Source organism: Dysgonomonas termitidis, from assembly GCF_042654545.1.
Taxonomy (GTDB): Bacteria; Bacteroidota; Bacteroidia; order Bacteroidales; family Dysgonomonadaceae; genus Dysgonomonas; species Dysgonomonas termitidis.
In genome coordinates, this window is sequence record NZ_JBHSGN010000035.1 from 1 (window position 1) to 21,526 (window position 21,526).

Genomic DNA, 21,526 nt, shown 5'->3' on the forward strand with positions numbered 1-21,526 from the left:
CAGATGGTTGAGCGACAGGCGGCTGTTCCATAGCTTGCCCTTGCTCATTTTTCACTTTTAGTTCTTCACTTTTCACTTCCGGTTCTTCACTTTTCATTTTGCCTTCCTCTTCCAGTTCCTTATCCACGGCCGCCACTACCTCCGGATTGAGCGAGCCGCCCGGACGGAAGCCGTTCCCTTTCAATATCATCAACTGACGCCTGGTCTCTTCGTCCTGTACCTCGATGACCAGCGGATGGCGTTCCGATGCAAGCAAGCGGTCTCTGTCCTTCCTCCTTTCCTCCCGGTCGAGTACGTACTTTATCGCGCGGATGCTCGGCGGGCAGAATTTCTTTTCCACTACGCGGCATTTCTCCACCTCGTTCAGCGGATCGTTCTTATCGGGGATATAGGTGACCTTCTCTTTTTTCTGCACATAGCCTTCCAGCAGTTGTTTCAGTCCGATACGTGCCGAAGCTATGATCACCTCTTCGCGGTGGTCGATGGCTTCTTCCACCGCTTCGCCGAAATCGGGCTTTGCCTTTTTCCATTCATAAAATGTCTTGCGGCTTATTTTAAATGTTTTGCATATTTCGGAGATACTGCACAAGTCCTGTTCTATCATCCTGATAATCTCCGAGGCTGTTTTTTCTTTATACTTCATAAGATACTTAAATATTAATGTTAATAATTAGTTTCTTATATAGATAAAGATGTTTGGTTCTGATAAATTTTCAGTTATGCAGAAAATGATTCAACATTAAAAAAACAACTACTTATTCACATTAATTGTAACACCCCGTTTTTTCTTCCGTCATAATAATAAAATGGATGTTATATAAATTAAGCTTAATAATGAGAAGCCCGATCATTTTATTATTTATTTTCCTCTTTAGTATTTCTTTGCAAGCGATTGATGTAAAAGGCCGTATAATAGACATAAATACAAAGAAGCCTGTCGGGTTCGTAACGATGGTATTGCTAAAGGCCGACTCCACATATATTACCGGCTGTCAGACGGATACATTGGGATTATTTGCAATGGCCGGACAATTCCAGAAACAGGATTATCTTCTGAAAGCATCCTTTCTGGGATACAGGACTGCATTTATAAAGATAAGCAACCTGTCGTCCCATCTCGATTTAGGTGATATCGAACTGACAGAGGAATCGGAAGCACTGGGCGAAGTGACAGTGACAGCTAACAGAATAATAAATAAAGTGGACAGGCAGATAATCCTCCCCGATTCGATGCAGATAAAAAGTTCTGTCAATGCTTTCGACCTGCTAAGTAATATGTCGCTAGCCCGTTTGAATATCGACCCTGTAAATCAGACAATAAAAGTAGGTAACGAAGAAGTACAACTCCGGATCAACGGTGTACGTGCCACTGTACAGGAAGTTGCCGCTCTCCGCTCGAAAGATATCCTGCGAGTGGAATATTTTGAAGACCCCGGCGTGCGTTTCGGCAACGAAAATGTAGGCGCGGTCGTAAACCTGATCGTGGACAGGCAGAAGAACTATGGCGGATATGTATCCGTAGACGGGCGCAATTCTCCTTATGTAGGATTCGGAGACGATAATATTACGTTCAAGATGAATAATAAAGCATCGGAATTCGGGCTTAATTATTATATAAATTACAGGTCTTACGATAAACGATGGACAGAGCAAAGCGAATTACTGAATTTCCCGGCAAATCCGGTCTCCCGGGAACAAAGGGGAATAGAAGCCCCTATGGAATACCAGTATCATCGCTTCAACCTGACATATAACCTGACATCCGTAGATAAATATGTGTTTAATGTGGCTTTTAAGAATCAGCTTTATAATTACGATAATACAACAGACTTCAATAACTTCTACTCCGACAGGGTTATCCCGGCTTATTCCAGCGCGAGGCGGAATGGCTTCGAGTACACTCCGGTTCTGGATATATACTATAAGCAGGAATTGAAAGATAAGCAGTCGCTGGCTGTTAATATAGTGGGTACATATATCAATTCGGACAGTGAAAGCAATTATCTGGAATCGGAGGAATCCGTGCCGCAGACAGAAATCTACAACAAGGTGGACGGTAATAAATATTCAGTTATCGGTGAAGCTGTTTATGAAAAACAGTTCGAAAACCTGACCTTTAGCGCCGGGGCGAAACATACGCAGGGGTTTGCGGATAATACATACAGAGGGAATACTGATACAAAAACGGAAATGAAAAACTCTGATTCGTATGCTTTTGCCCAGGTGCAGGGTAAGATAGCCAAAAAGCTGGGTTATACTTTAGGTCTGGGCGGTTCGCGTATCTGGTTTAAAGAGGGGGAGAATGATGCGGCATTTTATACGATACGGCCTTCCGTGCAGTTGAATTATCCGTTCAATGATAATCTGTCGGTAAAGTATTCATTTGTAGTGAGCAACAGAACCCCGTCGTTAGGACAGCTCAGCAGTGTGGAGCAACAGGTGGATGCTTATCAGCTCAGCAGGGGCAATCCGGATCTGAAACTTACCAATACATATAACAACAAGCTGATATTTAATGTAAACAAAGGAATTTTTGACATCAGCACTACACTAGGATATATGTATTTCGATAAAGTTATTGTCAATACATACAGCATAGAGGGGGATAAGATCGTGTCGTATTCAGACAATCATAAAGGGCAGCATTACTTCTACTGGTCGGGAGATATTACCGCTAAAATAATAAAGGACATCTGGACTCTGACCGGCTGGTTTGGCCTGCAACGGGATATCTTCAACGCAAACACCGGGATAAACCATACTTATAATGCTATTTATGGAGGATTCCGCTCAAATGTACTGTATAAAAATCTCAGCTTTGTTATAGGGTTGAATTCCCGCTATAAGGAATTATGGGGAGAATCTATTTACTACGGGGAAGACTGGAACTATATAGAGGCCGGATATAAACACAAAGAGGCTAAATTATCGCTGGGGATGTCATATCCGTTCAAGGATTACTGGAGTGCCGGCAGTCGAAATATCTCATCTGTAAAGCCGACAAAATCGTGGTCGTACATAAAAGAGAACGGGCATATGCTTTACCTGCGCTTTTCATGGAATATGTCTTTCGGGCGTAAGCATGAGGCAGGGAAGAAGAGCCTGGATAATGCCGATACGGATAAGGGGATATTATAAGAATTTCAAGATTTCAGGTTTCAAGATTTCAAAATTCAGGAGAATAATCTTGAAACCTGAAATCTTGAAATAACAATCATTCCCCTCCCACAGTCAGTTTACTCACCAATACCGATGGTAAACCCTGTCCGACCGGAACACCCTGCCCGTCTTTGCCGCAGGTCCATGCACCTTCGTCTATTTTCAGGTTGTTGCCTGTCATGGTGATGTCGGCCAACGCTTTCGGGCCGTTACCTATGATGTTTATATCTTTTATCGGCCGGGTCAGTTTTCCGTTCTCTATCAGGTAGCCTGTTTTTACAAAGAATGTGAAGTCCCCGGCGCCGATCTGCACCTGTCCGTTTGTGAAATTATCCACATACACACCTTGTTTTACGGATGCTATAATATCGGCTTCCGGCGTATTCCCTTCTTCCATATAAGTTACCCGCATACGTGGTAATGGCGCGTACCGGAACGATTGACGCCGCCCGTTTCCCGTCGGTTCCACACCGTAATGCTTTGCGCTGATACGGTCGTGCAGGTAACTTTCGAGAATGCCGTCCTTTACTATATATGTCTTTTGGCTCTCCACGCCTTCATCGTCAAAATTGATTGCGCCACGGGCATGTTCTATCGTGCCGTCATCCACAATGTTGATACCGGGCATACAGATCCGTTTGCCGAACCGGTCGGAAAATATGGATACATTTTTCCTGTTAAAGTCAGCTTCGAAGGTATGTCCGATGGCTTCGTGCAGCAGGATACCCGAACTTCCGGCTCCCATAACCACAGGCATTTCGCCACCTTTAGGCTTTATGGCTTCGAACATGAGGGAGGTCTGTGCTACGGCTTCCCTGGCAATCGTTTCAATTAATTCTTCGTTCAGGAACTCAAATCCTTTCCGGTAAGCACGTGAACAATAGCCGTTTTCTATTTTGCCGTCCTGCTCCATCGTACAGGAGCCCGACATGATCGACATCGGGCGGTAATCCCAGGTCAATATACCTTCCGAGTTGAAAAAAAGGATATATGATGTAGCGTCATTCAGGCTGACTGAGGCTTTGATAACACGGGGATCGAGCTCGAATATCCTGTCATTCAGTTTCTGTACAAATAATTTTTTGTCGGCTACCGATACATCGAGCCAGGGCTTTTCTATTTTATAGTAGTTATGAAAATGGCGTTCTCTTATTTCAGCCGCGTTATTTGTCCCGACAGGCATTGACGCGATACTTGCCGCTGTGCGGGCCGCTTTCAGTAAATCCTTAATGTCGGTGTTCTCCACATAGGCATATCCGGTCTGGTCGCCCGATACTACCCTTACACCCGCACCATAATCGATATTCGAAGCGGCGCGGTTTACTTCCCCGTCCCGGAGCGAGATATTATTGCTGAATGTATGTTCAAAATATATATCGGCGTAATCCCCTCCTTTGCTCAGGGCTTCGGAGACCACTTTCAGTAAGTCATTTTCCGCAACGGAGAAATGTTGCAGTATATTCTGTCTGTTTATATTATCTATCATCATAATTCTGAGGCCTCCATTTTCTTGAATTTGTTTATCTGCCATATAAACATCGCCGCGGTCAACAATGTTGACAAACTATCCGCAACGGGCAATGAGAACCAGACACCATTCAGCCGGAAGAAGTGTGGCAATATAATCAGAGCAGGGATAAGCAGAAGGAATTGGCGAGTCAGACTAAGAAAGATCGATTTCGCCGCCATCCCTATGCACTGGAAGAAATTGGTAACCACAATCTGAAAGCCCACCAATGGCAGCATCACGGTTATGATGCGCAGAGCTTTCGATGCTTCGGCAGCCAGCGGGGCAGAAGGGTTGAACGGCTGTACGATAACATTCGGCAACAGCAGTCCTATTGCGCATCCTACAATACCTATACATACCCCTACTTTAATCGTATAATTGAGGGTTTCTTTCACCCTGCTTATCCTTCTGGCTCCATAGTTATACCCCACTATCGGCTGCATACCTTGTGTAAGTCCTACCAGTACCATGATAATGATCATTACCAGGGTATTGGCAATGGCATATGCCTCTATGGCCACATTGCCGCCATACACTTTCAGCTTGTTGTTGAGCATGAATACCACGACCGACGCAGCTACCTGAATAAAGAAAGGGGACAGACCGATGCTGGCGATCGCCCATACTATCTTCGGATTCAGCCCTATGTTTTTCCTGCGCAAACGCAGCATACTGTTTTGGTTCATAAAGTGATGCATAACGAAGCATAAGCCTATGAACATGGAAATGATAGTTGCGATGGCAGCTCCTTTAATCCCCCATTCCAGTACAAATATGAATATGGGTGCAATAATGATATTCGCTATCACCCCGATCAGCATAGTGTACATTGCCTTGGTCGGATAACCCGATGCACGCATCATACTGTTGAAGTTAAAGCACATGGTAAGGAAGATGTTTCCCGGCAAATAATACAAAAGGAATTCTTTTGCATAAGGGAAGGTTTCTTCCGTGGCTCCTATCCTCATCAGTATAGGATCAAGGAACATGAATAACAATGTTACAAGTGTTCCTGTAAATAAGACAGTCATCAGGAAAGAGTTGCCTATTATTTTTTCGGCGGTTTCCTTATCGCCCCTGCCCAGACAGATAGATATGCGGCTTGCCGAGCCGGCCCCAACCAGCATACCCACGGCAGCAGTCAGGTTCATGACAGGCAGGACGATTCCCAATCCTCCGATAGCATGGTCTCCCAGATCGGGACCATGGCCGATATATATACGGTCGATGATATTGTATAGCGCGTTGACCATTGTTCCCACGATAGCCGGAAGCGCGTATTGCCAGAGTAGTTTACTTATCTTTTTATTCTCTAATTCATCTATGTTTGCGGTTTTCAACATTTTTAATCTGTTCTAATACGGTTAAGGAGTGTAGCCCTCCCATCTTTGAGGGTGCAAAGGTACAATTTATATTACTTATTTCATGTGTAATGCACGCCGATTTTATTTATACCTGTTTCTGCTTTTTTGTTAAAAAAAGTACAGCTTTCAGGTCTGGTGTCTATTAAACCGGATACAAAATGTGTATTTGTGATTATATTTTTTAACTTTGCGTGGTTATTCGCATACGAACCAATTTTTATTTTTGAAATTAAAAATCTGAAGATAGATTGATAATGAATATACTAGAATTAAGCGAACAGGAAATCTTTCGCAGACAAAGTTTAGAAGAGTTGAGAGCGTTAGGGATAGAACCGTATCCGGCAGCGCTGTATGATGTAAATGCATATTCAAAAGAGATAAAAGAAAGCTTCGAAGACGGAGCAGAACGTCGTCCGGTAACCATTGCCGGCCGTATCATGGGGCGCCGTATCATGGGTAAAGCTTCATTTGTTGAGTTGCAGGATGCGGAAGGACGCATACAGGTCTATATATCACGTGACGATTTGTGCCCGGCTGAAGATAAGGAGCTTTATAATACAGTTTTCAAGAAATTACTGGATATTGGAGACTTTATCGGCGTTAAAGGATTTGTGTTCCGTACACAAATGGGTGAAATATCGGTGCATGCCGAAGAATTGACGGTGTTAGGAAAATCGCTTCGCCCGCTTCCCGTAGTGAAGGTGAAAGACGGGGTTACCTACGACGGATTTACCGACCCGGAACAGCGTTATCGCCAGCGTTATGTCGATCTGATCGTCAACGAGGGCGTAAAAGATACATTTATCAAGCGTACAAAAGTATTCAATTCGATGCGTGAATTCCTGAACGGACACGGTTATATAGAAGTGGATACTCCGGTATTGCAAAGCATACCGGGAGGAGCTACTGCCCGCCCGTTTATTACTCATCACAATGCACTGGATATTCCATTGTATCTGCGTATCGCAAACGAACTTTACCTGAAACGTCTGATAGTCGGAGGTTTCGATGGAGTGTATGAGTTTTCCCGTAACTTCCGCAACGAAGGTATGGACAGGACGCACAACCCGGAATTTACGGTAATGGAATTCTATGCAGCATACAAGGATTACAACTGGATGATGGATTTTACCGAGCGTATGCTGGAGAAAATCTGTATGGACGTGCATGGAACTACCAAAGTGAAAATGGGTAAAAATGAGATTGATTACAAAGCGCCTTACCCGCGCGTTACTATGATAGATTCCATCAGGCATTTTACAGGTGTAGACATTAGCGGAATGGACGAGGTTCAGCTTCGCGACGTTTGCAAGCAGCTTGGAGTGGAACAGGACGAAACAATGGGTAAAGGAAAGCTGATAGATGCCATTTTCGGAGACAAATGTGAAGGTAACTATATACAACCGACATTCATTATAGACTATCCTGTGGAAATGTCGCCGCTGACAAAGAAACACCGAAATAATCCGGAGCTTACAGAACGTTTCGAACTGATGGTAAACGGCAAGGAACTTGCGAATGCTTATTCGGAGCTGAATGACCCGATAGACCAGCGCGCCCGTTTCGAAGACCAGCTGAAATTATCGGAAAAAGGAGATGACGAAGCTATGTTTATCGACCAGGATTTCTTGCGTGCGCTGGAATACGGCATGCCGCCGACAAGCGGTATCGGCATCGGTATGGACCGTCTGGTAATGTTTATGACCGGACAGGAAAGTATTCAGGAAGTGATGTTCTTCCCTCAGATGCGCCCTGAAAAAGTGGCGAAGAAAGATCCTGTGGCAAAATATACGGAACTGGGAGTTTCGGAAGAACTGGTTCCTATCCTCCAAAAAGCCGGATACCTTACTGTGGAAGCAATGAAAGATGTAAATCCGCAGAAGATAAGACAGGATTTAGGAGACATCAACAAAAAGCATAAACTGGAGTTGTCTCTGCCATCGGTAGAGGTGATTGAGGGATGGTTCACCTCCCCAACCCCTCCAAAAGGAGGGGCTTAAGCAAGCCATGAGTCATGAATATTAAAAATAAATAAAATTCCTGCTTCCTTTTCCTCCCCTTTTGGGGGAGGTTAGGAGGGGGTGGTTAAAAATATGAGTTTTCCCGGTAAAATTGCAATTTTAGGTGGTGGAACATGGGCGACCGCATTAGCCAAGATTATGCTGAATCACGAAAAGCATATCAATTGGTACATGCGCCGTCCGGAACAGATACAGGATTTTAAAAAGACAGGGCATAACCCTTCTTATTTATCGACAGTTGAATTTAACCTGGACAGAATTTCATTTTATTCGGATATTACTCAGGTTGTTGAGGATTCCGATACGCTGATCTTAGCTGTTCCGTCCCCTTTTCTTAAAAGCCATCTGGATAAACTGAAAACTAAAATAAACGGAAAGTTTATTATTTCGGCCATCAAAGGGATCATCCCACCCGAAAACCTGCTGGTTACCGATTATCTGACGCAATTCTACGATATCCCTGCCGAAAATATGGCTATCGTCGGCGGGCCTTGCCATGCTGAGGAAATAGCCTTGGAGCGTCTCACATATCCTACGATTGCTTGTCCCGATATTGAAAAAGCACGTGCCATAGCCGGAATATTCAACAACAGGTTTGTAAGGGCATCCGTATCGAACGACGTATCAGGTATCGAACTGGCGGCTGTGCTGAAAAATGTATATGCCATTGCTTCGGGTATTTGCCACGGGCTGAAATATGGAGATAATTTTCAGGCGGTGCTGGTATCGAATGCAATATCCGAGATGGAACGTTTTGTAGATATTGTATCTCCGATAGAAAGACGGATTCAGGATTCGGCATATCTCGGAGATCTATTGGTTACGTGTTATTCAAGTTTCAGCCGTAACCGTACATTCGGTTCCATGATAGGAAAGGGTTATTCCGTAAAAGCAGCTCAGATAGAGATGGAAATGATTGCCGAAGGATATTATGGTACAAAATGTATCAGGGAAATGAACGAAAAATATAATGTGAATATCCCTATTGCAGACCTGGTGTATCACGTATTATATGAAAATGCATCAGCGCGGGAGGGTGTTAAGGTATTGAGAGAACAAATATTAAAATAAATAAAGAACAATGGATAAGGTTATCAAATTAGACATTAGCAAAACTTTAGGTTTTATTAATCAGGCTGACATCGACAATCAGGCTGCTTTGGCAAAGAAATGCAATGAGGCATTGCATGATGGTTCAGGTAAAGGAAACGACTTTTTGGGTTGGCTGAACTTGCCGTCATCGATTACAGATGCTGAATTAAAAGATATAGAAGATACAGCAAAAGCATTACAGGCCAAATGCGAAGTAATTGTACTTGTCGGCATCGGCGGCAGCTACCTTGGTTCAAGGGCTGTTATCGATTCTCTGTCGAATGCCTTCGATTGGTTGCAACGCGACCGTAAAACTCCTGTAATCCTTTATGCTGGGAACAATATCGGTGAAGACTATCTGGTGGAATTACTTGCATACCTGAAAGGTAAATCTTTCGGAATCATCAATATATCCAAATCGGGAACAACAACAGAACCTGCTTTGGCTTTCCGCATCCTTAAAGCCGAACTGGAAAAAACAATAGGTAAGGACGAAGCGAAACACCGTATCGTAGCTATTACAGATGCTGCGCGTGGAGCATTGTTTACACTGGCTACAAAAGAAGGGTTTAAGAAATATGTAATCCCTGATAATGTAGGAGGACGCTATTCTGTGTTGACCCCGGTAGGTTTGCTTCCTATCGCATTAGCAGGGATCGATATCCGCCAACTGGTTGCAGGTGCTGCATATATGGAGAAAGAAACCGCTCCGGCTGTGCCTTTCGAAAAGAATATCGCAGAAGTATATGCCGTTACACGTAATGAATTATACAAAAAAGGTAAGAAAATAGAAATCCTGGCCAACTTCAACCCTAAGTTGCACTACATCGCAGAATGGTGGAAACAACTTTACGGAGAGAGCGAAGGCAAGGAAAATAAAGGTATCTTCAATGCTGCGGTTGACTTTACCGCCGACCTTCACTCTATGGGACAATGGATACAGGAAGGTGAACGTTCTATCTTCGAAACTGTTATATCAGTGGCTCAACCGAATGAAACATTGACAGTGCCTACCGATGAAGAAAATCTTGACGGATTGAACTTCCTTGCAGGTAAACGTGTGGATTTTGTAAACAAAATGGCCGAACTGGGCACGCAATTGGCCCACGTTGACGGAGGTGTACCGAACATCAAAGTGGAAATGCCTAAACTGGATGCATACAGTATCGGACAGTTGTTGTACTTCTTCGAGAAAGCATGCGGTATCAGCGGGTATATCTTAGGTGTGAATCCATTCGACCAACCGGGAGTGGAAGCATATAAGAAAAATATGTTCGCTCTCCTTGACAAACCGGGTTTTGAAAAGGATAGCGAAGCTATTAAGAAAAGATTGTAAAAAATAGTTACAAGTTACAGGTTACGAGTTACAAGACTTATGATGTCCCACTCGCTCGTAACTTGTAACTCGTAATTCGTAACTAAAGGTATGATAGAAAAAAAACACTTACTGGGTATGATCATGGATGAATTCTATGGTGTGGCAGGTGAGTGCGGTCTACCCAGATTTGCAGCAAAGCAAATCGCCGATTGGGTATACAAGAAAAGAGTAACATCGATAGACCAGATGACAAATATCTCGGTCGCAAACAGGGCTTTGTTGTCGGAAAAATACGATGTGGGAAGATATATCCCGCTCGAATTCCAGCAATCTGTAGATGGCACTGTTAAATATTTATTCAAAACGGAGAACGATAAACTTATCGAGGCCGTGATGATCCCCGAAGACGACAGGGCTACGCTTTGTGTGTCTTCACAGGTTGGTTGTAAGATGAACTGCCTGTTTTGCATGACGGGGAAACAGGGATTTAACGGCAATCTTACTGCCAATGAAATATTGAATCAGCTCTATTCGGTTCGTGAAGCCGAAGATCTGACGAATGTTGTCTTTATGGGAATGGGTGAGCCTCTGGACAACTATGAGCAATTGAAAAAGACACTCGAAATTATGACGGCCGATTATGGCATGGCCTGGAGTCCCAAACGTATAACCGTTTCCACAACCGGTGTTACGCCCAAGTTGAAACGTTTTCTGGATGAAAGTAATGCCCATCTGGCAATCAGCATCCATAGCCCGGAGAAAGAACAGCGGTTATCTATTATGCCTGCCGAGAAGGCTTTCCCTATAGCCGGGGTGATGGACTTATTAAAAGAATATGACTGGACAAAGCAACGGCGCTTGTCTTTTGAATATATAATGTTTGATAATTTCAACGATTCGCTCGTGCATGCCAAAGAACTGGCGCAGATGCTCAGGGGAATCGAATGCAGGGTAAATCTTATACGTTTCCATGCGATACCGAATGTCAATCTGAAAACATCGACAAAGGAAAAGATGGAGGCATTCAGGGATTATCTGACAAGTAAAGGTGTCACTTCGACCATACGCGCGTCGCGCGGCGAAGATATATTCGCGGCTTGCGGAATGTTGTCGACAATGAAAAGTAAAAAAAATGAGGAATAATCAGGTTGTATTTAACGGGATTCATGATGGGAAGATGACTTTGCCGAAAGACTTTGCCGTTCTTTTCCCAAAAATGACCCGGTTATTGGATAAAGCATATAAAGTAGAATTTACACTGAACGGCAATCAGCGGTTCCGGCAGTATATATGGACGCTTAACGGTGGAAGTACCATCGGCTGGCTTTGTAAGCTGGAACATTGTGTGCCCCAGGGGCGTAATATTATACCCGAGCACATTCTGCTATCCCAAAATATGGGAGGGATTGTAGAATATTGGCTCGAAGACAATACTATGGAGGCGGAGAGTTTTATAGATGCCAATCAGTTTACATTCTCGCTGGTAGATTCCACGGTTGGTATCGGAGGATGGGAACAAAACTATGCGGATGAATGTAAGTCGCAGGGCATAGAACCTATGGATACGTCCGACTTTCTGACTTTTGCTCTCGAAGCGAATGGAAATACGACCTTCTATAATTATAAAACAAAAGAAGTTTTCGTTTATTTACATGATGACTATTCCCCGTTCGCGATCACGCCTCACAAAGGCCATCCGTTATGTACGATTTATCAATACGATAAAGCCCCGACTTTTGTTGACTTTGTCGAAACCCTGGCCGGACAATGGTTGCAGGTAATACAATCTAAAAACTAAATCAACTATGATAAAAGTAGGTATAACACAAGGTGATATAAACGGGATAGGATACGAAGTTATCCTGAAAACGTTTGCAGATATCCGGATGGCAGAGATGTGCATCCCTGTTATTTACGGATCGGCAAAGGTGGCGTCCTATCATCGGAAAGCGATGGAACTGCAACCGGTTTCTTTCAATCAGATCAATAATGTGAAGGATGCGGTGGTAAACAAAGTGAATATCATCAACTGTATCAATGAAGATACTAAAATTGAAATAGGGCAATCGACCGCAATAGCAGGGGAAGCGGCATATAAATCCCTTGAAAAGGCGGTTGCGGATCTCAAAAACGGGTTGATTGACGTCCTGGTGACAGCCCCTATCAATAAACATAATATCCAGCGTGAAGATTTCCACTTTCCCGGTCATACCGAATATCTTGAAGAGCGTTTCGGCAAAGACGGGGACAAAAGCCTGATGATTCTCATCAAGGATTCGCTTCGTATTGCCCTCGTAACGGGGCATATTCCGTTGGCAGATGTCCCAAAATCGCTGACTAAAGAAAAAATAACAGATGCGGCCATGCGTTTCGAAGCCAGCCTGAAACGTGATTTCAGAATAGGCAGGCCACGTATTGCGGTATTATCCCTCAATCCGCATGCCGGAGAGAACGGCTTGCTCGGAACAGAAGAAAATGATATTATTACTCCTGCCATAAAGGAATTACAAGATAAAAAGGTACTTTGTTTTGGACCTTACCCTGCCGATGGATTTTTCGGGGCAGGTGAATTCGCCAAATTCGACGGCATACTGGCAATGTATCACGATCAGGGTTTAGCTCCTTTTAAGACCTTAGCTATGGAAGACGGTGTTAACTTTACAGCCGGATTACAGATCGTCCGTACATCTCCGGCTCACGGGACAGCCTATGGTATAGCCGGAAAGAATGAAGCATCGGAAGAATCCTTCCGTCAGGCCGTTTATATGGCCATAGATACATTCGGCAACAGGATAGAATTTGATAAGGCTCATGCAAATCCGTTGAAAAAGCTATATGTTGAAAAAGGCGGCGATAATGAAGTCCTTGATCTGACTGCTGAAGAATAAATTTTTTTACTTCCGGATTAAACCTTTTTGGCTGGCTTTAGTCAAAAAATATTAATATTTATGAATTATGCTATAATAGCGGCGGGGGAAGGCTCCAGACTGGCTCAAGAAGGTGTTACTTTGCCGAAGCCTTTGGTAAAGCTGGAAGGAAAGGAAATGATTCGCCGGTTGATTGATATTTTTCTCAGGAATGATGCATCTTCGATAAGTGTTATTGTCAATGAGGAGATGGTGCAGGTTCAGGAATATATATCCGGGCTGAAACTGGATGTGCCATTTAATATTGTGGTGAAATCTACCCCGAGTTCTATGCATAGTTTCTTTGAATTACGAAATTTTCTGAGAGATGGAAAGTTCTGCCTGACAACAGTCGATACCATTTTCCAGGAAGGGGAGTTCAGAAATTTTATACGGGCTTTTGCCTCAGATGAGGATAATGACGGAGTAATGGCTGTAACAGATTATATCGACGATGAAAAACCATTGTATGTGGAAGTTGACAGTAAAATGAATATAAAGGGATTTCCGGATCATTCGGATAATTGTAAATATATATCGGGAGGAATTTACGGACTTACTCCCAGGGCAATAGATACATTAGAATCCTGTATCGAAGCAGGGCAGTCACGGATGCGTAATTTCCAGCGGCAGCTGGTAACTGATAACCTGAATCTGAAAGCATTTCCTTTTGCTAAGATCGTTGATGTTGACCATGCAGAGGATATAAAGAAAGCGGAGCAATTTGTAAAAAATAAAGATGTCAAAAGTTAGAATCGCAGGAATCAAAAGGAATACAAAGTTCTCTCCCAACCATATTGGAAACGATGGTATGATATTCAACCTTACCGCTGAATGCCTGCGGAGCATGGGATATGAGGTGAGGGAATATACGGAATCGGAGTTTGTGTTGAGTGAAGAAAATGAGAGGTATATTTTTAATATGGCCCGTGATAGAAGCACAATCAAGAGGCTGAAACAATGCGAGAAAAACGGTGCGATAATCCTGAATCCGGGAACAAGTATCGAAAACTGTACCCGTACTACCATGACACGTTTGCTGATAGACAATAATATTCCACACCCTGAAAGTATAATCATGGATGTAACTGACGACCCTACCGGAGAACTGGAAAAAATGAATGCCGGAGCTTTTTGGGTAAAGAGAGGCGATTCACATACCATTCACCGGGAGGATGTAGCTTATGCACGTAATATAGAGGAAGCTAAATCCATTTTACAGGAATTTGCATTACGCGATATACCTAATGCCGTGATAAATGAACATCTGGTCGGAGATTTAGTGAAGTTTTATGGAGTATACGGCACGGATTTCTTTTATTGGTTCTATCCGTTCGATCTGAGCCTTACCAAATTCGGGTTGGAAGCAGTAAACGGAGATGCAAAGGAATTCCCGTTCGATTTGGATGCATTGAAAAAGACCTGTAATAAAGCGGGGGAGGTACTGAATGTAGATATATACGGCGGTGATTGTATTGTCGCAGCGGATGGTTCATTTAAGATTATAGACTTTAATGACTGGCCTAGTTTTGCTCCTTGCCGCGAAGCATCTGTTCCGTATATAGCAGAACGCATATCACAGAAAATATCGGTAAATATGTAATATCGGCAAAATACCGGCAGGGTTGCTCAGGTAGCCATTTTAAGGAATTTAAATGTAAGTAAATTATATATTTTTAACCACTTTGATATCAATGCAATTTTTGATAACTTTGTGGCTTTATTGAAGAAATGAAACAAAAGAATCTCTTTTATATAATTATCGCATCAGGCTTTGGTACGGGCTTTTCCCCGTTTGCTCCCGGCACGGCGGGCGCAGCATTAGCTACTATTATATGGATTGCCCTTTCTTTTCTCGTTTTCCCTTTTTCCTTATTTCTGATAACTATTGCATTAATCATCATATTTACAGCTCTGGGCGTCTGGTCATCAAACGTTCTTGAACCTTCATGGGGAAAAGATCCTTCCCGTATCGTAGTAGACGAAATGGTGGGAGTTTGGATAACCTTACTTGCGGCTGATGCCGGCAATGTATATCACGCGCTGATTGCATTCGCCTTGTTTAGGCTATTCGATATCTGGAAACCCCTGGGAATTCGTAAAATGGAGAATCTGAAAGGCGGATGGGGCGTAATGATGGATGATGTGCTTGCAGGAGTGTATGGCTTTATAATATTATTGGGAGGAAAATGGCTGATTGGATAAAGAAGGTCACGAAAACCGTCTCTGAAAAAGGAGGGATTTTCATGTTTGTGCGGGCGCAGTTCTCCTCACAGATATCTAGTCTGACTGACTTTACAGTAACCATATTACTCACTAATATTTTTGGCGTCTTTTATGGTAATGCGACCCTTTTCGGCAATATTTCGGGAGGAGTGGTTAATTGTATTATAAACTATAAATGGACATTCAAGGCTCAGGATAGTAAGATACGCGATGTTGCTATTAAATATGTGATGGTTTGGCTGGTCAATCTGTTCCTTAACAGAGAAGGGACGGTATTGGTGACTGAACTGGTGATGAAATGGCTTCCTATGGAGAGCCTGCCGGAGATTATAGCGAATAATGTATTCCTGATACCGAAGATAATTGTCTCGTTGATCGTCGGGTTCGGATGGAATTACAACATGCAGCGTCTCTTTGTATATAAGAACAGGGATTTCAAAAAGTATTTTAAGAAAAATACGCAAAAAGATAATAAAGAAGAAGTTATAGAATGTGAAAAGGAACATGCAGATGACATATAGAAAGGTGTTGCTGTATACGATATATATAAATCTTAAAAAAGGGGAAGGATAAAAATGAAAGCTAGAGATATTGCTCAACAGATAATTTATAAAATTATTGACCCTCTTGTCAGGGGGATGGTAAAGATTGGTATTACACCCAATTTTATTACGGCCACAGGGTTGGTACTGAATGTTGTAGCTTGTATTATTTTTATTTGCGGAGCTATGCGGGGAAAAATCTTTTTCGGGCATACCTACGGCCATGAAGGCGATTTGTCGTTTGTCGGTTGGGGGGGATTCGTTATTTTATTTGCCGGATTGTTTGACATGATGGACGGGCAGGTTGCCCGCGTCGGTAAAATGAGTTCCCGTTATGGCGCACTGTTTGATTCGGTACTCGACCGTTATAGCGAGCTGATTGTGTTGTTCGGTATTTGCTATTATCTGATCCTGCAAGGATATTTCTTTAGCTCGTTATTTGCCTTTATCGCTCTTATCGGGTCCATGATGGTAAGTTATGTGCGTGCCCGTGCCGAAGGATTAGGGATAGAATGTAAAGGAGGGTTTATGCAGCGTCCCGAGCGTGTGGTGACTATTGCTGTGGGGTGTATACTCTGCGGCTTGTTCGGATATTTCTTTCCGTATTATCGTGTCGCTGTGCCTCACAAAGAGAGTATTCCTTTGTTTGAGCCGATATTAATTATGGTGGTACCGATTGCTTTCGTCGCCGTATTTTCCAATATTACAGCTATTAACCGCCTGAGACATTGCAAAAGGGTGTTGCAGGAACAAGACAGAAAAGAAAAAGCAGGAGAATAAATGAAGTTACAGATTTCTTTGCCGACTCTGAGAGAGAGCATTATTGTTGTAGGGATAACTATCCTGTTTTCGATATTGACAAGTATATTCGTAGGATTTCGTCCTGAGCATTTTCTTTTGATCGCACTTTTTCTCTTGTTGTTTTTTGTGAATGCCAAGACCCGGAAATTAGCCGTAGGATTATTGCCGTTTCTTATATTCGGTATTTCTTACGACTGGATGCGTGTATATCCTAATTATCTGGTGAATCCGATAGATGTGGAGGGATTATATAATCTGGAAAAAGCGTTATTCGGTATTACAGTAGATGGTGCAGTACTTATTCCTTGCGAATATTTCACCCTGCATACGAGCGCAATAGCCGATTTCTTAGCCGGTATTTTTTATTTGGGCTGGGTACCTGTTCCGGTGGCATTCGGTCTATACTTATATTTCAAGAAAGACAGGGATATGTTCCTTCGCTTTGCAATGGTTTTCCTCTTTGTCAATCTGCTCGGTTTCACTTGTTATTACATTCATCCCGCTGCACCGCCATGGTATGCGATGAATTACGGGTTTGAGCCGATATTGAATACACCCGGTAATATGGCCGGATTAGTTCGTTTCGATGAACTGATAGGCTTCCCGCTGTTCAATTCCATTTACGGGCGCAATGCCAATGTATTTGCCGCGGTTCCGTCCCTGCATTCGGCATATCTGGTAGTGGTGCTGTTCTATGTAGTAAAGAAGAAATGTAACCGGGGAATATTGTCCGTTGTTTTAATATTCTTGGTTGGTATATGGTTTACAGCAGTATATACGTCTCATCATTATATTATAGATGTACTGTTAGGCATTCTTTGCGCGGTTGTGGGCATCGCATTGTTCGAATTTGTATTGATGAGGCTGGGCTGGTTTAAATCATTTTACAGCAAATATCTTAATTATATTAAGTAGTTACGAGTTACAAGTTACGGGTAGACAAGATATGAATTGTAAACTCCTGACTGATAACTGAAAAAAGGCTTATGAAAGAAAAACTGATAAGCAGGGATATGATACAGAACCTGCATCCTGTATTCAGGGGGCGTTTTGGAAATACCCTTACGAATATTGTGTTCAGTGTAGGAGGCTTAAATAAGGTAAATGCTATTTACGATGCCTCCAAACAATATACAGGTCTTGAATTTGTGAATGATATGCTCGACAAAATGGGGATCATCCGCAAGTATGAGAATTACGAGGTTCTCGATCAGTTTAAAGAAGGGCCGTTCATCACAGTTTCGAACCATCCAATAGGCCATATAGATGGAATAATAGCTATCAGTACAGTGGCAAGCAAGCGTAAGGACTACAAGATGATGGTAAACTGGATGCTGAGCCAGATAGATACTATGGACGAGCATTTTATCGGAGTCAATCCTTATGCTAAAGGAAATAAGATGAAAGATCTGAAATCGAGTCTGGGAGGAGTAAAGCAATGCCTGGAACATTTGCATGACGGACATCCGTTGGGGCTGTTTCCGGCAGGAGGTGTATCAACCAATCATCTGACTAAGACCGAAGATCGTGAATGGCAACCAACTGTTCTTAAATTGATAAAGAAAGCAAAGGTCCCGGTCATTCCTATGTATATAGATGGAAGCAATTCGTGGATATATCGTACATTAGGATTTATAAGCTGGAAAATAAGGACTGTACGTCTATTGCATGAAACGACTAACAAAAGAGGTAAGACTATTTATGTACGTTTTGGTAAACCGATCTCAGTTGAGGAGCAAGCCAAATTCACAGATATAAAAGAGTTTGGCGAATTTCTGAAAGCACAGACTTATGCTATGAAGAAGAAAAGATAATCGGACGTATTCCGGTATACATTTCGACATTAAGATATAAGAGGCTGAATTTAAAAGGACAGCCTCTTTTAACGCTTGTGAAGTAGTCCGGACTCGAATAACAAAATAAATATCAGATTATCCGCTTTATTTTCCATCTATCTTTATCTATATTATCGAACAAGTAAAAGCAACGGGATTCACTAAAAAGTAACACTCTGAAAAGACTTTAATCATGTTACCTTTGTTACCTTTTTATATAGTGTCCCTGGTGTAAATCTTTGTGTCCCTTGTGGTAAAGAGTTTTAACCACCAAGTACACGAAGGAAATCACAAAGGGCACAAAGACTAAAAAAACTGTTACTTTTGTTACCTTTTGGAGAAAGATACGAGATACTGCGCCCTAGGGCAGTTACGAGTTACGAGTAGACAAGATACGAGTTGTTAACTGCTGACTGTTTACTGTTTACTGAAATAAGTGTTACCTTTGTTACCTTTTAAGATTTGAAAAAGAATGTTGGATATAAGTAAAATAAAAGGAATAATCTTCGACTACGGAGGTACTATCGACAGCAATGGGAAACATTGGGGCGAAGTGCTTTGGGATGCATATGTGGATAATGAAGTACCTGTTTCGAAAGAACAGTTTCGTGAAGCTTATGTGTATGCCGAGCGTTATCTTGCTACACACCCTGTTATTGAAGCAGAAGATAATTTTTTTATATTACTTGGAAAAAAGATAGATTTACAGGTAAATTACTTAATAAATAAAGGCTTTTTATCCGAAAATGATAAAACAAAGGGTTATAGCCTTGCTATTTCGACACAATGTTATACCTTTGTCAGAGATTTAATAGAAAAAGAGAAGCCTTTACTCAAAATATTGAAGAGCCGTTATCCCATGGTATTGGTTTCTAACTTTTATGGAAACATACAATCTGTGCTAACTGATTTCGGCTTGTCCGGATATTTCGACGATATTATAGAATCGGCTGTAGTAGGAGTAAGGAAGCCTGATCCGGCTATATTCGGTCTGGGCGTCCAGAATCTGGATTTACCTGCTTCTTCAGTTGTGGTTATCGGGGATTCTCATTCGAAAGATATTGTGCCTGCTTCACAAAACGGGTGTCAGACTATCTGGCTCAAAGGTCAGGGGTGGGGTGACGAGGAAGAGAATGCCACGGCAAATATCATTATTTCCGACTTCATGGAGTTGAAGTCTGTTTTTCAGATAGGCTGAAAAACGCGTACTTGATTTTTGGGTAATAATATGGAGTCAGTAAGGATTCCGGTTTTAATAATGGATACCGTTTGTATGGTAGAAAAGCCCGGGTTGGGAGAATAAAATAAGACTGGTTTTCGCTGAAGCTATACTATTATATAGGATTTTGCGGAAACAGGAGATAATATCCTGAAGAAACTTGATCCAGAGTTTAAAGGATTGCTGCGGGTTGCAGTGTATTTTAATTTAATTAAAAAAAATGGGAAAAGTACAATTAAAAGAAGCCAATGGAAAACTTGGTATTCTAACAGTTGGAGTTGGTGCAGTAGCAACAACATTCATGGCAGGAACGTTGCTAACACGTAAAGGACAGGGAGTTCCTGTAGGGTCAATCACTCAATTGGCTACAATGCGCTTAGGGAAAAGAGAAGAAAACCGCTTCCCTAAAATCAAAGATGCAGTGCCTTTGGCTGATCTTAATGATGTCGTATTCGGTGGATGGGACATTTTTGAAGAAGATGCATACGAGGCTGCAAAACATGCAGATGTTTTAACAAAAGATGACTTGGACAAAGTTAAAGATGAAATGCAGGCTATCAAACCGATGAGAGCAGTATTCGATCAGGACTTTGTAAAACGTTTGCATGGTACTTGGGTAAAATCGGCTCCTACAAAGTGGGAATTGATGGAACAAGTAAAACAAGACATCGAAAACTTCAAAAAAGAAAATAATTGCGATCGCATCGTAGTTATCTGGTGCGGTAGTACAGAAGTATTCACTCCGCTGGGTGAAGTACACAAAACACTTGCAGCTTTCGAAAAAGGACTGAAGGAAAACCACAAAGACATTGCTCCTTCAAACGTTTATGCATATGCAGCAGTATCTATGGGAATACCATACATCAATGGTGCTCCTAACCTGACTGTAGACATACCTGCAATGTGGGAACTGGCAGAGAAAACTCAGACTCCGATATGCGGAAAGGACTTCAAGACTGGTCAGACAATGTTGAAGACTGTATTGTCTCCAATGTTCAAGACCCGTATGCTCGGTCTTAACGGATGGTTCTCTACAAACATTCTTGGTAACCGCGACGGTGAGGTACTGGACGATCCGGGTTCATTCAAGACAAAAGAAGAATCGAAACTTTCGGTTATCGATAACATCCTTCAACCGGAACTTTATCCTGAACTTTACGGTAATGTTTACCACAAGGTTCGTATCAACTATTATCCACCCCGCAACGACGATAAAGAAGGATGGGATAACATCGACTTGTTCGGATGGTTAGGTTACAAAATGCAGATGAAGGTAGACTTCCTTTGTAAAGACTCTATTCTTGCGGCTCCACTTTGCCTGGACCTTGTTCTGTTTACAGACCTGGCTAAACGTGCGGGAATGAGCGGTATACAAGACTGGTTATCTTTCTACTTCAAGAGTCCTATGCATGAGCCTAGCAAGGTTGCAGAGCATGACTTGTTCATCCAATATGTGAAGTTGAAAAATACACTTCGCCAGATGATTGGAGAAGAAACAGTAGATTTTATCGACTAATTCTTACCCTGGATAAA

At 42.4% G+C, this 21,526-nt stretch carries 19 protein-coding genes; 16 read left to right on the forward strand and 3 right to left on the reverse strand.

Annotated features, from left to right (window positions below):
- Positions 1 to 643 (reverse strand): helix-turn-helix domain-containing protein (locus ACFO6W_RS04055; RefSeq protein WP_379994073.1); only part of this gene is annotated, 643 nt, incomplete at its 3' end.
- A gap of 191 nt (positions 644 to 834) precedes the next feature.
- Here ACFO6W_RS04055 and ACFO6W_RS04060 point away from each other — a divergent pair.
- Positions 835 to 3,138: a TonB-dependent receptor gene (locus ACFO6W_RS04060; RefSeq protein ID WP_379994074.1), complete on the forward strand. Its 2,304-nt coding sequence runs from the start codon at positions 835 to 837 to the stop codon at positions 3,136 to 3,138.
- Positions 3,139 to 3,214: 76 nt separating this feature from the next.
- Here the strand turns inward: ACFO6W_RS04060 and ACFO6W_RS04065 are convergent, their stop codons facing one another.
- Both ACFO6W_RS04065 and ACFO6W_RS04070 read right to left on the reverse strand, forming a co-directional pair.
- Positions 3,215 to 4,645, reverse strand: coding sequence for a TldD/PmbA family protein (locus ACFO6W_RS04065; protein WP_379994125.1), 1,431 nt, complete (start codon positions 4,643 to 4,645; stop codon positions 3,215 to 3,217).
- On the reverse strand, positions 4,645 to 6,012 hold the full coding sequence (locus ACFO6W_RS04070) for an MATE family efflux transporter (protein ID WP_379994075.1): 1,368 nt from the start codon (positions 6,010 to 6,012) through the stop codon (positions 4,645 to 4,647). The genes ACFO6W_RS04065 and ACFO6W_RS04070 overlap by 1 nt, the downstream gene beginning before the upstream one ends.
- A gap of 275 nt (positions 6,013 to 6,287) precedes the next feature.
- Between ACFO6W_RS04070 and lysS the strand changes: the two genes are divergently transcribed.
- The 15 genes from lysS (at position 6,288) to ACFO6W_RS04145 (ending at position 21,509) form a co-directional block, all read left to right on the forward strand.
- Entirely contained in the window at positions 6,288 to 8,033 is a 1,746-nt protein-coding gene (gene lysS / locus ACFO6W_RS04075; RefSeq protein WP_379994076.1) for a lysine--tRNA ligase, read from the forward strand.
- 93 nt (positions 8,034 to 8,126) lie between these two features.
- Entirely contained in the window at positions 8,127 to 9,125 is a 999-nt protein-coding gene (locus tag ACFO6W_RS04080) for an NAD(P)H-dependent glycerol-3-phosphate dehydrogenase (protein ID WP_379994077.1), read from the forward strand.
- A gap of 10 nt (positions 9,126 to 9,135) precedes the next feature.
- Positions 9,136 to 10,482, forward strand: coding sequence for a glucose-6-phosphate isomerase (locus ACFO6W_RS04085; RefSeq protein ID WP_379994078.1), 1,347 nt, complete (start codon positions 9,136 to 9,138; stop codon positions 10,480 to 10,482).
- Positions 10,483 to 10,572: 90 nt separating this feature from the next.
- Positions 10,573 to 11,607 carry a dual-specificity RNA methyltransferase RlmN gene (gene rlmN, locus ACFO6W_RS04090; protein ID WP_379994080.1) on the forward strand — a complete coding sequence of 345 codons (1,035 nt, stop codon included), beginning with the start codon at positions 10,573 to 10,575 and terminating at the stop codon, positions 11,605 to 11,607.
- A complete protein-coding gene (locus ACFO6W_RS04095) occupies positions 11,597 to 12,262 on the forward strand; it encodes a hypothetical protein (RefSeq protein ID WP_379994081.1) in 666 nt (221 codons plus the stop codon). Before rlmN ends, ACFO6W_RS04095 begins: the two co-directional genes overlap by 11 nt.
- 7 nt (positions 12,263 to 12,269) lie before the next feature.
- Positions 12,270 to 13,352 (forward strand): 4-hydroxythreonine-4-phosphate dehydrogenase PdxA, encoded by a 1,083-nt coding sequence (pdxA, locus tag ACFO6W_RS04100; RefSeq protein ID WP_379994082.1) that lies wholly within the window; start codon positions 12,270 to 12,272, stop codon positions 13,350 to 13,352.
- A gap of 60 nt (positions 13,353 to 13,412) precedes the next feature.
- Positions 13,413 to 14,123 carry a sugar phosphate nucleotidyltransferase gene (locus ACFO6W_RS04105; protein WP_379994083.1) on the forward strand — a complete coding sequence of 237 codons (711 nt, stop codon included), beginning with the start codon at positions 13,413 to 13,415 and terminating at the stop codon, positions 14,121 to 14,123.
- Positions 14,110 to 14,973: a hypothetical protein gene (locus ACFO6W_RS04110; protein ID WP_379994084.1), complete on the forward strand. Its 864-nt coding sequence runs from the start codon at positions 14,110 to 14,112 to the stop codon at positions 14,971 to 14,973. The genes ACFO6W_RS04105 and ACFO6W_RS04110 overlap by 14 nt, the downstream gene beginning before the upstream one ends.
- A 128-nt stretch (positions 14,974 to 15,101) precedes the next feature.
- On the forward strand, positions 15,102 to 15,575 hold the full coding sequence (locus ACFO6W_RS04115) for a phosphatidylglycerophosphatase A family protein (protein WP_379994085.1): 474 nt from the start codon (positions 15,102 to 15,104) through the stop codon (positions 15,573 to 15,575).
- On the forward strand, positions 15,560 to 16,117 hold the full coding sequence (locus tag ACFO6W_RS04120) for a GtrA family protein (protein ID WP_379994086.1): 558 nt from the start codon (positions 15,560 to 15,562) through the stop codon (positions 16,115 to 16,117). Before ACFO6W_RS04115 ends, ACFO6W_RS04120 begins: the two co-directional genes overlap by 16 nt.
- A gap of 54 nt (positions 16,118 to 16,171) precedes the next feature.
- On the forward strand, positions 16,172 to 16,918 hold the full coding sequence (locus ACFO6W_RS04125) for a CDP-alcohol phosphatidyltransferase family protein (protein ID WP_379994087.1): 747 nt from the start codon (positions 16,172 to 16,174) through the stop codon (positions 16,916 to 16,918).
- Positions 16,919 to 17,854, forward strand: a complete 936-nt coding sequence (locus tag ACFO6W_RS04130; protein WP_379994088.1) for a phosphoinositol dihydroceramide synthase — start codon at positions 16,919 to 16,921, stop codon at positions 17,852 to 17,854.
- 71 nt (positions 17,855 to 17,925) lie between these two features.
- On the forward strand, positions 17,926 to 18,753 hold the full coding sequence (locus ACFO6W_RS04135; protein ID WP_379994089.1) for a lysophospholipid acyltransferase family protein: 828 nt from the start codon (positions 17,926 to 17,928) through the stop codon (positions 18,751 to 18,753).
- Positions 18,754 to 19,246: 493 nt separating this feature from the next.
- Entirely contained in the window at positions 19,247 to 19,972 is a 726-nt protein-coding gene (locus tag ACFO6W_RS04140; RefSeq protein WP_379994091.1) for an HAD family hydrolase, read from the forward strand.
- Positions 19,973 to 20,213: 241 nt separating this feature from the next.
- Entirely contained in the window at positions 20,214 to 21,509 is a 1,296-nt protein-coding gene (locus ACFO6W_RS04145) for an inositol-3-phosphate synthase (RefSeq protein WP_379994093.1), read from the forward strand.
- Positions 21,510 to 21,526 lie beyond the last annotated feature (17 nt).

Bases quoted from the DNA above. Each gene is read 5' to 3' on its own strand.
- ACFO6W_RS04060 (WP_379994074.1), top strand. From the start codon at position 835: ATGAGAAGCCCGATCATTTTATTATTTATTTTCCTCTTTAGTATTTCT.
- ACFO6W_RS04065 (WP_379994125.1), bottom strand. From the start codon at position 4,645: ATGATAGATAATATAAACAGACAGAATATACTGCAACATTTCTCCGTT.
- ACFO6W_RS04070 (WP_379994075.1), bottom strand. From the start codon at position 6,012: ATGTTGAAAACCGCAAACATAGATGAATTAGAGAATAAAAAGATAAGT.
- lysS (WP_379994076.1), top strand. From the start codon at position 6,288: ATGAATATACTAGAATTAAGCGAACAGGAAATCTTTCGCAGACAAAGT.
- ACFO6W_RS04080 (WP_379994077.1), top strand. From the start codon at position 8,127: ATGAGTTTTCCCGGTAAAATTGCAATTTTAGGTGGTGGAACATGGGCG.
- ACFO6W_RS04085 (WP_379994078.1), top strand. From the start codon at position 9,136: ATGGATAAGGTTATCAAATTAGACATTAGCAAAACTTTAGGTTTTATT.
- rlmN (WP_379994080.1), top strand. From the start codon at position 10,573: ATGATAGAAAAAAAACACTTACTGGGTATGATCATGGATGAATTCTAT.
- ACFO6W_RS04095 (WP_379994081.1), top strand. From the start codon at position 11,597: ATGAGGAATAATCAGGTTGTATTTAACGGGATTCATGATGGGAAGATG.
- pdxA (WP_379994082.1), top strand. From the start codon at position 12,270: ATGATAAAAGTAGGTATAACACAAGGTGATATAAACGGGATAGGATAC.
- ACFO6W_RS04105 (WP_379994083.1), top strand. From the start codon at position 13,413: ATGAATTATGCTATAATAGCGGCGGGGGAAGGCTCCAGACTGGCTCAA.
- ACFO6W_RS04110 (WP_379994084.1), top strand. From the start codon at position 14,110: ATGTCAAAAGTTAGAATCGCAGGAATCAAAAGGAATACAAAGTTCTCT.
- ACFO6W_RS04115 (WP_379994085.1), top strand. From the start codon at position 15,102: ATGAAACAAAAGAATCTCTTTTATATAATTATCGCATCAGGCTTTGGT.
- ACFO6W_RS04120 (WP_379994086.1), top strand. From the start codon at position 15,560: ATGGCTGATTGGATAAAGAAGGTCACGAAAACCGTCTCTGAAAAAGGA.
- ACFO6W_RS04125 (WP_379994087.1), top strand. From the start codon at position 16,172: ATGAAAGCTAGAGATATTGCTCAACAGATAATTTATAAAATTATTGAC.
- ACFO6W_RS04130 (WP_379994088.1), top strand. From the start codon at position 16,919: ATGAAGTTACAGATTTCTTTGCCGACTCTGAGAGAGAGCATTATTGTT.
- ACFO6W_RS04135 (WP_379994089.1), top strand. From the start codon at position 17,926: ATGAAAGAAAAACTGATAAGCAGGGATATGATACAGAACCTGCATCCT.
- ACFO6W_RS04140 (WP_379994091.1), top strand. From the start codon at position 19,247: ATGTTGGATATAAGTAAAATAAAAGGAATAATCTTCGACTACGGAGGT.
- ACFO6W_RS04145 (WP_379994093.1), top strand. From the start codon at position 20,214: ATGGGAAAAGTACAATTAAAAGAAGCCAATGGAAAACTTGGTATTCTA.